Here is a 12,169-nt window from a genome sequence, read left to right on the forward strand (position 1 = left end):
AAGATGTATTAATTTTATTCACTTTGAGTTAAAATTACTAATGTATTCAAATAAATGAATGAAATTTTTGGAGGATTATCGATGGTTTTAACAAACGGTAACGAAATTTTCAACAACGCCCGTAAAGGCAAATACGCTGTTGGTGCTTTTAACATCAACGACTTGGAATGGACTCGTGGCATTTTAGCTGCTGCCCAAGAAACAAATACACCTATCTTGGTTCAAACATCAATGGGTGCTGCTAAGTATATGGGTGGTTACGAACTATGTCTACACCTTGTACAAGACACAATCAAATCAATGGGTATTACAGTTCCAGTTGTAATGCACTTGGATCACGGTAACTACGAAGCTGCTAAGGAATGTATCGAAGTTGGTTACAACTCAGTTATGTTCGATGGCCATGACTTACCATTCGACGAAAACCTTGAAAAGACAAAGGAAATCGTTAAATTAGCTCACGCTAAGGGTATGTCTGTTGAAGCTGAAGTTGGTTCAATCGGTGGTACTGAAGATGGTATTACTGGTCTTGGTGAATTAGCTGATGTTGAAGAAGCTAAGACACTTGCTGCTACTGGCGTTGACTACCTTGCTGTTGGTATTGGTAACATCCATGGTGTTTACCCTGACAACTGGAAAGGTTTGAGCTTCGACCGTCTACAAGAATTAGCTGCTGAAATCTCAACACCACTTGTTCTTCATGGTGGTTCAGGTATCCCTAAGGAACAAATCGTTAAGGCTATCTCAATGGGTATTTCAAAGGTTAACGTTAATACTGAATTACAATTGTCATTCGCTAAGGCAACTCGTGAATATATCGAAGCCGGCAAAGACCAAGATATCGATGCTAAGGGTTACGATCCTCGTAAATTGCTTGCACCTGGTACAAAGGCTATTACTGACACAACTAAGGAACGTATCGAATGGTTCGGTACACCTTCAATCAAGTAATAATTTGATTAATAAAAAGACAGGAACTTTGGTTCCTGTCTTTTTTTGTGCTCTTCTTTGTCTCCTGAGCTGGCAGTATTCGAATAAAGGATTTTAACAATGAACTCTAAACATTTAAACAAATTATAGTGTTAGTCATCTCCTCTTTCTGATTCTTTAACTCAATTATCACCTGCAGTTACCAGAACTTATACATATTTAGATACCCATATCCACTCGAATACTCTTACGCTCAATTGATATAGATTAATTAGTCGGAAGAGCTGGGAAATATTTGTGTGCCGTGGTTCGAGACCGCATTCTGGCTCGGACCGTTCCGCACAGCTCGAGAATATTTCCCAGTTCTGTAGACGGAATATTTAACTATCACTACACATTAATTGCCAACCGACATTAAGAATACTATTCGTCTATAGCCAGTTTTCTAAAAACATTATTTTGATTGTGAAATATTTTCAAATAAATAAAAATCTATTTAAAGACGCCCTATCACCTTATAACTACCGTCCTATCTAGCTTTTGGCATCAAAAAAATATAAAATTTCACAATTATTTATATTGTGAAATTTACAAAAAGTTGCTATACTATGTTTGTACCAATAAAGAAAGCGCTAACATAGAGAAAGGAGGGGCTAAAATAGCAACTTTGTTAACATCTGGAATAAGTTATCAAAGCCTATCTGCCTCCCGTATAGAAAAGATTCATTTTATATAATTCTATGACTAGATGCTTATTCTAGATACTTAGTTGATTTTTTGTAACTCCCAATTACAATGCGATAGAGGAGAAAAAAACTCATTTCTTAAGTTTGCCCAAATACAACGGACCATAATAATCTCCCCGATTCATTGAATACCCCATCATTCAATGACGAATAATTAATTTCTTGCCTCTATCCAAAATCAACCATATAAAATAGATCAGTGGGTTCCCCGCCTGCTGGTCTTTTTGTTATGCTTTTTTCTTGGTTTCTTACTGTTCACTGCCGCCGGGGAATTTCAGAGATTTGAGCCTGCTATGCGACCGATTCGAGCCATGGTCTCGAATCTCGATTTTGAACTTCGAGAAAATCACTCGAATTTCAAAATACGTCGGTGGAGTAAGGGATAAATCCCTAACTCCACTTGCACAGCTGTCTCAATCTCTGAAATCCCCCGGCTCTTGTCTTTAAAAAGGATAACAAAATTGTTTTTTTATATAATATTTTGCTCAATTATTTCATTCTTTAAACTTGTAGGGCCAACATTAAATTTACAAAGAAATAACATTGCATACCATTCAATTAAAAAAAATTAGATTAAATCAACTAGCCTCCGGTTGTCAGTAATACAGTACGCTGTGGAGGTGGCGTTATGGCTTTAGCCATTACACCACGGGACGACTTTTGAGATTCGCGTACTTTGCGAAGCTCAAAATCGAGGGTCGAGACCGCACTCTGGCTCGAGCCGGTCCCCATAGCGTAACTGTATTACTGACAACCGGAGGCGGCATATTTCAAAAAACAAAAAAAAATAGACCACCGATTGCTCGATGATCTAACATTACTTACATTTAATTTTCGTCGTCTTCTTTAGCAATTGCTTGTTGAGCAACCAAGTTTAGATAATTAAATGGATTATCGTAATTTGGTTGGAACAACATATCAACAAAGGCTAAATCGTCGATTGTATTTTCATTTTGAATACAGATTGAAATGGCATTAGCTGATTGAGCTACTTCATGCTTACTGAATAACTGAGCACCAAGTACCTTTCTCGTATCTTTATCATAGATAAGATAAATTGTCAGCATGTCGGTCGTTGGCATATAACTTGGACGATAGTAGTCGTGGTAAACTACGCAATCCGCATTCATCCCATTAGCTAGGGCCTTTTTCAAAGTTAAGCCTGTTTCGGCTAAAGTATAACCAAAGATTTCCATTCCGGTCGTTGCTTGAGTTCCCATATACTTACGGATATCGCCAAAAATATTGATACCTGCCAGGGTCCCTTGACGAACGGCTTGAGTGGCTAGTGGAATATATTTCAATTCACCAGTTGGATTAAATTTAACAACACAAGAATCACCGGCACCATAAATATCAGGGTCTGATGTTTGCATGTAATCATTGACGATAATAGCACCGTAGCCGTCCATTTGAACTTGACCACGTAATAAGTCGGTATTGGCAAAGAAACCGGTACAGACAATGACTAGGTCGGCTTTATAGGCATGACCTGCTTTAGTCTTGATTGTTAATTGCTCGCCATCCTCAATCTCAGCGACACGTTCACCCAAGCGAACTTTAACATCATGATCTTTTAATTTTTCAATGATAGTTTCTGACAAACCATCATCAACGTAGTTATTCAAAATTTGTTCACGTGATTGAATCAAAGTTACATCATGAACTGTGTTGGCATAACTTTCAGCTAACTCCACGCCAACATACCCAGCACCAACAATAGCAATGCTAGGGTAATTTAAAGCTGATTCATAAATCTTCTTAGCTTGATCGTAACTCTTACACAAGAGGACTCTTGGATTGTCCATTCCACCAATTGGTGGAATACCAACCTCAGAACCAGTCGTCATAATTAATTTATCGTAAGTATCTTCAACAATTTCTTGAGTTTCTAAGTTTTGAACAATGACCTTTTTGTTTTTTGAGTCTATTTTTAAAACGTTATGTTTCATATGGACTTTAGCACCATAGCCCTCAAGCGTGGTAGGGTCAGCATAAAACATGTCCTCAAGATGATTGACGATTCTTCCTAAATACAACGCAATTCCACATGATAGAAACGCGATATTATCTTCACGTTCGTAGACAGTTACATCTGTTTCAGGATGCTTCTTTAGTATCTGTTCAACTGCAGCTGTACCAGCATGTGTACATCCGACAACAATAACTTTCACCAGTCGGTTCCTCCTCTTAAGTACCATTTTATACTAGCTTTCATTCTTTACAGCATACCACAACACATACCTAAATTATATCAATCGAAGTTTATTTCACTTCCAAGAAATCGTAAATTTTTATATTAAATATCGAACATTTTTCTTCCTAATTTTGTAATATAATTAGATTGTATTGACTTTTTTAAAATGGAGATTGCTATGAAGGAAATTAAACACAGCCGTGGCGCTGATTCAGACATCTACCAAGATAGTCTAAAAATTAGAAAAGCTGTTTTCGTCAAAGAGCAGCATGTACCACAAAATTTAGAAATTGATGATTCAGAAAATAAATGTACTTATTTTAATATTTATCTCGATAATCAAGCAGTCGCTACTGCCCGTTTCTCTCCCACTGAAGATAACGGTGTTCACATTCAACGTGTCGCCGTTTTAAAGGACTTTCGTCAGCAACATCTCGGTTCGGAATTAATCGAAATTATCATTAAATATGCACGTGAACATAATTATTCTTATGCAATTTTAGGAGCTCAAGATCACGCTCAAGCTTTCTATAAAAAGTTAGGTTTTGAAGTTGTTGGTGAACAATATACCGAAGTCGGGATACTTCATCATGACATGAAACTTAAGTTGTAGTAGTATTACATTTAGTGTTGAAATAACCGCTTAGAAATATAGGGAATGCTGTAAAGGAGGTTGAGCATGTATAGATTTTTTATTCAGCCCCAACTAGACAAAGTTAATAATTCGCTAATCGGCTATGAATTATTGATGAAAAAAAAGACTGCCGAAGGTTGGCGTCCACCCGCTAATTTTTCCGACGTGCCTTCACATACAATGGCTTCACTTTTAATTGCGACAACCAAATTATTGTCACTAAAAATTGGTTCAGTTTCAGTTAATATCAACCGTAACCAATTAATGGATAAAGAAGTCCGCGATGCCATTATCGAAGCCCAGAGTATTTTGCGACCATTGCGTTTGGTAGTTGAGTTAACTGAGGATACACCAGACCAAGACTGGCCAAATTCTGAACTAGTGCCTTTGATCAAAGAATTTATCAATTACGGTATGGACTTCAGTCTCGATGACTGTGGTACCGGTGTTAACCAATTGGACAATATTCAAGAACTAGTTCCATTAGCTTCAGAAATCAAGTTTGCCATCCAAAACTTTGGTGAGAAATTACGCGATCCAGACATCGAAAAGAAAGTAATCTTCTGGCGTGATTTCAGCAATAAAAATAACCTTCGCTTTATTTTGGAAGGTATTGAAGATGACCACGATGACGCATTAGCCGATTCATTGAAGATTGACCTCAGACAAGGTTACTTCTATGGCAAGCCTCGCCTACTTAAATTAAAGCCAGACGATAATAAGTTTTAACCGATTGCAGATAATTATATATCTGCAATTTTTTTATTTTCCGTTCACTGCCGCCGAAAGATGCCAGAGAATTTCACCTGCTGTGGGACCGGTCCGAGCCGAAGTGCGGTCTCGGGCCTCGCTTTTGAGCCGAAGTCTCAAAAGTCGTCCTGTAATATAAGGACTCACGTCCTTATATTACTTGCACTGCGGGTGAATTCTCTGGCATTTTTCGGCTCTTTCTCTTTTGGGTGACTGATTTAAATTGAACTTAGTCTGTACAACTTAGGATGATTTAATGTTCCTACACAAAGGCTTCAAGGTTCATTAATATTTCGAACAAATAAATCATCTGTCCAAATATACGAAAGTAATATTAGTATCATGTTCGAAACTATCTAAATAATAATTGAATTATTTATTAACCTTAAAACAATTCAATCTAACGAAAAAAATACACTAGCCGGAGATTTCCAGAGATGGCAGCCAGCAGTGGGAAGTGTCGTTAGGACGAGCGAACTTCTCGTTCTTACAACACTAGGACGACTTTTGAAACTTGCCGCTTTTGCAAGGCTCAAAATCGAGGCCCGAGACCGCCTTTCGGCTCGGACCGGTCCCAGCGCAGGCTGCCATCTCTGGAAATCTCCGGCGGCATCATACACAAAAAGCTCCGAACAAAGATTAAGGAAATCTTTATTCAGAGCTTATGTTTAATTTATTTACGTTCTTTAGCAACAGCTTGTTGTGCAACTAAATTCAAATAATTGAATGGATTGTCATAGTTTGGTTGGAATAGCATATCCATAAATGCCAAATCGTCTATCGTATTTTTATTTTGGATGCAGACAGAGATTGTATTGGCTGATTGGGCTACTTCGTGCTTACTGAATAATTGAGCCCCAAGAATCAAACGGTTGTCCTTATTGTAAACTAATTTAATCGTCAACATTTCTGTAGTAGGCATATAATTTGGACGATAGTAGTCGTGATAAATTACGGCATCGGCGTTTATTCCGTTGTCCAACGCGTGTTTCAAAGTTAAGCCGGTTGAAGCAATCGTGTGTCCAAATAATTCCATTGCTGATGTGGCTTGAGTTCCCATGTACTTTTTAATATCACCAAAAATATTGATTCCGGCTAAAGTACCTTGACGGATTGCATTTGTAGCCAATGGCATGTAAGCTGGTTTTCCAGTTGGGTTAAAGTTAACGGTACAAGCATCCCCAGCAGCGTAAATGTCAGGATTTGATGTTTGTGTATAGTCGTTAATAATAATTGCCCCATGGCGGTCCATATCAACTTGAACACGTAGCAATTCTGTATTAGCAACAAAACCGGTACAGACGATAACCAAATCAGCGTGGTGATCTTTTTCATTAGTTTCAATTAAAACATTGTCATCATCATCACGGTCAAAACCAGTTACTCTCTCATTCAAATAAACGTGAACGCCATGACTCTTTAGTAAATCAATTACATTTTGTGACATATCTTGATCAATATAATTGTTTAAAACTTGGCCACGTGACTGAATCAAAGTTACAACGTGTTCCGTGTTGGCATAACTTTCAGCCAATTCAACACCGATATAACCACCACCAACGATGGTAATATGCTTGTGATTTTGAGCTGTTTCGTAAATGGCTTGTGCTTGTGCATAACTCTTACACATTAAAATACGAGTATCAGAAATACCCATAATTGGTGGAACTGCTACGGTTGAGCCCGTTGTCATAATTAATTTGTCGTAACTGTCATTGATAATTTCATGTGTCTTCATGTTTTCACACATAACAGTCTTGTTCTTTGAATCAATTTTCAAAACATCATACTTCATGTGTACCTTGGCACCCATTTTTTCTAGATCCTTAGGAGAAGCATAGAACATATCTTCAAGGTGCTTTACTTTTTTACCCAAATAAAGCGCGATACCACATGATAGGAAAGAAATATTATCATCACGTTCATAAACTGTAATTTCTGTGTCCGGATGATCTTGTAAAATTTGTTCAACTGCTGCTGTACCAGCGTGTGTACAGCCTACAACGATAACCTTCATAAAATTTACCCCATAATTCATAATTTGTTTAAACTATAATATGATTTTTTAGCAATAAATTAAAAAAACTTCACTAACTCTTTCATTATAACCCCTATATTTTTATAAATAAATAAGTGTATAGTATTTATACGTAAGTTAAAAAATTATAATTAATTTTTAGTATTTCGTTGATATTGATTTTATCTAAATTTTATAAAATTACTATTTCGGTTATAATAGAAATTGATATAAAAATCTGAATATTCAAAATAAAAAGCAATTGAGGTTTTAATTTGCCAGACAATATTTTAGAAAAAATTGTTAATAATTATCTAAACATAAATTCAGCAATTATCACCCTAGTGACGATTGGCTTAATTACTATCATCACTATTGTCGCTTATTCGCTGGAAAGACGTATCGGTAGATCTTCACCGCTATACCAAAGAGTCGCAATTCACGTTATTGAGGGTGTGATATTAGCCTCCAGTATGATTATGCTTGAAAAGATATTCTTTATCTTGAACAGCGGTACCATCAACAATGGTTGGCTCTATGCCAATGCTCAATTAACCATTTTGCTCTACTGTATGTACCTAATTCGTAATAAAATCACCTTGCTGATTAACCTGTTTATGCCACTACTTTACTACCAAGCAAAGATTTTAACTCGCTTTAATAACAAAGATTTACCTTTATTCATTGTTTCTTATTTATTCCTGATTGCAATTATCATTTTTATTTACAATCAAACGGAAAAGTTGCAAGACAATGAGTGGAAATACGTTGGTATGCAGACATTGTTCGGTTTAGCATGGTGGGTCCTAATTTGGACAGATCATACTTTCCCAGCTTACGAAATTCTCAACATGTTGGGTGTTTTCTTAATCTACATGACGATTATTCGATTCTGTGCTCGCAAGCTGCAAGATACAATGTTGACATACAATGATTTACAAGTTCAGGTAAACTATGATGAACTAACAGGCGTCAGGAACCGTGCTAACCTTGATAAAACCTCATAGGAAGTTTTTGAAACCTATTCCAAAGAAGAAGTCCCACTAACAGTCACAATGTTTGATATCGACCATTTCAAGGAATTTAACGATGAGTACGGTCACTCAACTGGTGATGAAGTTTTGAAACACGTAGCTCACACTATGGAAAGAGAAATGTTTCTCACTGATACTAAAGGACAATTATTCCGTTTTGGTGGTGAGGAATTCATCATTATCTTCCGTGGTAAAAAGCCATCTGAATGTATTCCTATCGTATCCGATTTACGTAATACGTTGGTCAATACACCTCTAGTTCTCAAGAGTCAGCGCCTGGATATCACCATATCCTTCGGTATTTCTGAATTAAAGCAGACCGACAATGACTTCGACGATTTATTCAACCGAGTTGATCAGTTCCTTTATGAATCAAAGAACTCTGGTCGTAACCGTTTGACAGTTGAAGGCGTTACATATAACTTTGATGATTTAGCTGAGGAATAATCTCCGAATACAAGAAAAGATCCATCTGCCGTGCGACCGGTGCGAGCCAAGGTCTCGCGCCTCGACTTTGAGCTTCGCATAAACCACGAATCTCAAAATACGTCGGTGGAGTAAGATCTTACGACCTAACACCACCTGCACTGCTGATGGATTTTTCTTGTATTCTCCGACTGACATTATTAACTTTAAGCTCCCTTTAAATATGTTCCTAATACCAATAAAGCAAACGACACTAGCAATCATTTTTGATTGCTAGTGTCGTTTTTTTGTTTTTTTCCCAAAAAAATAGTGAGAAATTAATCTCACCGTCGGGAAGGAATCAGTTGTTTTTGAATCTGGTAGTCCCTACTAGTCATACTAAACCATACCGACTTCTATCGCAAGCGAATAAACAAATAATTTTAACTCTTTTCGGTATAAATTTATTAATATTTACAGACTTTTAACTAGTTTGTTACCAAATCTTAAAATGAGTAATGATGCTTTAACGATGGTAACACAATCTTATCAGAGTATCCGATTACAATTCCTTGGAAAAACATCGCTAATACGGTTCCAATTCCGACTGACAAAATATGTCCAGTTATAAAATAACAAATAATCATAATGATCACCGGTGGCGTATAACTGAATAATTGTCCCCAGCCAGCTGACCCATGTAAATATTTGAATCGGAGTAAATATGCAAGTTCGTCATTAGGATGTTGAATCAAATTACAACGTTGATAAATGGAAGTCCCGACCGAGACACCAATCAATCCCAAAACGTCCACAGACAGCCTCAAAACGATTGGTAACGCATTTAATTGGAACGGATCAAGTATCATTGAAAAGAACCCAACCAAATAACTAAATGGCAGCGAGAATAGTAAATTGGATAAGAAAATATGTCCATCAAACTTCCCTAGCAAAAATTGATTCACAACAGTCACAATAACCGCGTAAACGAATAAAGTCGTACCATAGGTCGAATGTAAGAGGTGCGAGATATTGACCGCAGAAGCCGTCCAAACAGCACTCCCCATATTACTATTAATCATTAATGAGTTGGCAAAGGCATCTAAGACAATGGCGAATGTCAGATAACCCAAACGTTTTTTAAAATTCCCTTGTTTCACAATAAAATCTCTTTTCCCTCAAGTAAAAAGCTTATATACAGCATTATGGCATACTTTCTTTACTTTTTTAATGATGCCGTCTCCAGAGCTGAGAGTATTCATCTGTTGATCGAGTAGGAGGTATCTCACGATACCGACCTCTCACACCACCGTACGTACGGTTCCGTATACGGCGGTTCATTAATTTAAGCATTTTGCAAAGACTGGAGTCTTTTGGTCATGTCTATTAGGCCAAAAGATTCTAGCTTTTTCTTGCTTAGGGCGTGTTGCACCACACTGCTGTGCGCTGTTCGCCAGTATCCTTTACTGGAGTTTGCACAGATAAACGCTTGACGCCGTGTCACGCCTAATTTAACCAACTTCCTATACTTTGCTTTGGGTCTTTTCCATGACTTCCAAATATATTGTCTAATACGTGCTCGCAACCAAGAATCAAGTTTTCTGATAAAATCCTTCATCGCACCAATTCCATAGTAATTGAGCCATCCAACCATCTTTTGTCTTATTTCTTTCAGGATAACTTCAAGCTTTCGACCTCGATTCCTCTTTGTGAGTTTTCTTAGCGATTGCTTGACCCTCTTTTCGGCTTGATAGCTCGGGCGTAAACATACGCCCTTGTTGGTAAAGCCTAAAGAGAATCCTAAAAACTTTGACTTTGTTGGCACTGTAATTTTGGTCTTTTCTTGGTTTAAAGTTAGCTTTAAACCACTTTCTAGGAACCTTGAAATACTATTCAGGACTCTTCTTCCTGCTCGTTTACTTTTGACATAAATATTACAGTCATCAGCGTAGCGGACGAATTTATGACCACGGGTGGTCAATAACTTGTCCAGCTCATTTAAATATATGTTGGCCAAGAGTGGAGAAAGGTTACCGCCTTGAGGCGTACCTTTTTCCATTTCTTGAAATAGTTTTCCATCCATTACGCCACTGGTTAGGAACTTACGAATTAGATTTAACAACCATTCATCATCAGTATATTGCTTGATGAACTTGATAAGTAAATCATGGTTCACCGTGTCGAAGTAAGACTTTAGGTCAAGGTCTATCACAACGTGATAGCCTTGCTTGTAAAAACTCACAACCTGTTTTACTGCGTCATGGGCACTTCGATTTGGTCTAAATCCAAAGCTGTTGTTAGAGAAGATTTTCTCAAAGATAGGGCTCATAACCTGCGCCACTGCTTGTTGTACCACACGGTCGAAGACTGTTGGTATACCAAGCTTACGCATAGTCCCATTTGGCTTAGGTATTTCTACCCTTTTGACGGGGCTAGGTTTATAAGTTGAATCACTTAAGGACTTAAGTAGTGCTTCCTTGTTCTTACGAATATAGTCGAACAAGTCATAGACAGTCATTCCATCTATGCCAGCTCCACCCTTGTTTTCCTTGACTCGCTTATAGGCTCTATTGAGATTATTTTCATCTAAAACTAGTTGCTTAAATGAAATGCCATTCTTATTCGTATTTTCGCCAGAAGCGGCGCTACGTACCATCATTTGCTCACATATGTGAGCATTAAAATGGTCGAATTTACATTCTATTTTCTGCGATTGTCGCATCGCTTCCACCTCCAATATCGAAAAGAATTATTAATGTTCAGTCCTTCGTCGCAAAGCGACTACTATGACCTCTGCTGACTTCTGCATCGTTCAGTTAGACATCACGGCCTAATTTGTCTGTAGGACTCATTTCGAGTCCTTGCCAGACATTCGATACAGACCTCCCTGGGTAAGAACGTTAACTTTCGTACCATGTAGCTGTTGGCTCTACTTGATTTGCCCTTGCAGTAGTGATCGGATTTGAATTCCGCGGCACCCTTATCCTGCAAATCCAGCCTTATAGCCACTTCTTGTACATCAGCTCGGTACTTTGCCTTGGACTTCCTTCAGATTCCACCTCACGATGGACACCCTTGTCCTAAGCTAGTGATTCCGACTACTACGGTTCACAGAGGACTTTCACCTCTAAGTTAACGCCCATGCCAGGCGCACCGCGGAACGGTCCGAGCCAAAGAGCGGTCTCGAACCTCGGTTGAAGCCTATCCAAAGACCGGAAAGTCTCCAACACGCCCGGTGGTGTAATGGCTAAAGCCATAACGCCACTTTCGCTACTGATGAATACTCTCAGCTCTTCCGACTAGTTCTTTAATTGGATAAATAATCAAATAAAAATTATTCTGAATAATTTGCAATTTTTGAATAACCTACAACCACAATTATATCCAACTTATATTTTTTGAACTTCAGCAATTGATTAAAAAAACCAATCTCAAACATATTTTTGGGATTGGTTT

The 12,169-nt window shown here is 37.8% G+C and carries 8 protein-coding genes and 1 pseudogene; 5 read left to right on the plus strand and 4 right to left on the minus strand.

Translation table 11 applies throughout. The annotated features are described in order from the left end of the window. Window positions 1-81: 81 nt before the first annotated feature. Window positions 82-951 (plus strand): class II fructose-1,6-bisphosphate aldolase, encoded by an 870-nt coding sequence (gene fba, locus JP39_RS08800; RefSeq protein WP_041500386.1) that lies wholly within the window; start codon window positions 82-84, stop codon window positions 949-951. Between the two features lie 1,552 nt (window positions 952-2,503). Here fba and JP39_RS08805 read toward each other — a convergent pair. After that, window positions 2,504-3,850, minus strand: a complete 1,347-nt coding sequence (locus JP39_RS08805; protein ID WP_041500385.1) for an FAD-dependent oxidoreductase — start codon at window positions 3,848-3,850, stop codon at window positions 2,504-2,506. 201 nt (window positions 3,851-4,051) lie between these two features. Here JP39_RS08805 and JP39_RS08810 point away from each other — a divergent pair, with 201 nt between their 5' ends. Both JP39_RS08810 and JP39_RS08815 read left to right on the plus strand, forming a co-directional pair. Further along, window positions 4,052-4,486: a GNAT family N-acetyltransferase gene (locus tag JP39_RS08810; protein ID WP_041500383.1), complete on the plus strand. Its 435-nt coding sequence runs from the start codon at window positions 4,052-4,054 to the stop codon at window positions 4,484-4,486. 66 nt (window positions 4,487-4,552) lie between these two features. Continuing rightward, window positions 4,553-5,236 (plus strand): EAL domain-containing protein, encoded by a 684-nt coding sequence (locus JP39_RS08815; protein ID WP_041500382.1) that lies wholly within the window; start codon window positions 4,553-4,555, stop codon window positions 5,234-5,236. A gap of 694 nt (window positions 5,237-5,930) precedes the next feature. Here JP39_RS08815 and JP39_RS08820 read toward each other — a convergent pair. Next, on the minus strand, window positions 5,931-7,274 hold the full coding sequence (locus JP39_RS08820; protein WP_041500381.1) for an FAD-dependent oxidoreductase: 1,344 nt from the start codon (window positions 7,272-7,274) through the stop codon (window positions 5,931-5,933). A 275-nt stretch (window positions 7,275-7,549) separates the two neighbouring features. On the opposite strand from JP39_RS08820, the gene JP39_RS08825 reads away from it, so the two are divergent. Together JP39_RS08825 and JP39_RS08830 are read left to right on the plus strand one after the other, a co-directional pair. Beyond that, entirely contained in the window at window positions 7,550-8,281 is a 732-nt protein-coding gene (locus JP39_RS08825; RefSeq protein WP_048698694.1) for a hypothetical protein, read from the plus strand. A 21-nt stretch (window positions 8,282-8,302) separates the two neighbouring features. Further along, window positions 8,303-8,755, plus strand: a pseudogene (locus JP39_RS08830) (GGDEF domain-containing protein); the annotation flags it as partial. A gap of 464 nt (window positions 8,756-9,219) precedes the next feature. Here JP39_RS08830 and JP39_RS08835 read toward each other — a convergent pair. After that, window positions 9,220-9,876, minus strand: a complete 657-nt coding sequence (locus tag JP39_RS08835) for a YczE/YyaS/YitT family protein (protein WP_041500379.1) — start codon at window positions 9,874-9,876, stop codon at window positions 9,220-9,222. A gap of 182 nt (window positions 9,877-10,058) precedes the next feature. Further along, window positions 10,059-11,435 (minus strand): group II intron reverse transcriptase/maturase, encoded by a 1,377-nt coding sequence (gene ltrA, locus JP39_RS08840; RefSeq protein WP_048698678.1) that lies wholly within the window; start codon window positions 11,433-11,435, stop codon window positions 10,059-10,061. Between the last annotated feature and the right edge of the window lie 734 nt (window positions 11,436-12,169).

Source organism: Companilactobacillus heilongjiangensis (assembly GCF_000831645.3).
Lineage (GTDB): Bacteria > Bacillota > Bacilli > Lactobacillales > Lactobacillaceae > Companilactobacillus > Companilactobacillus heilongjiangensis.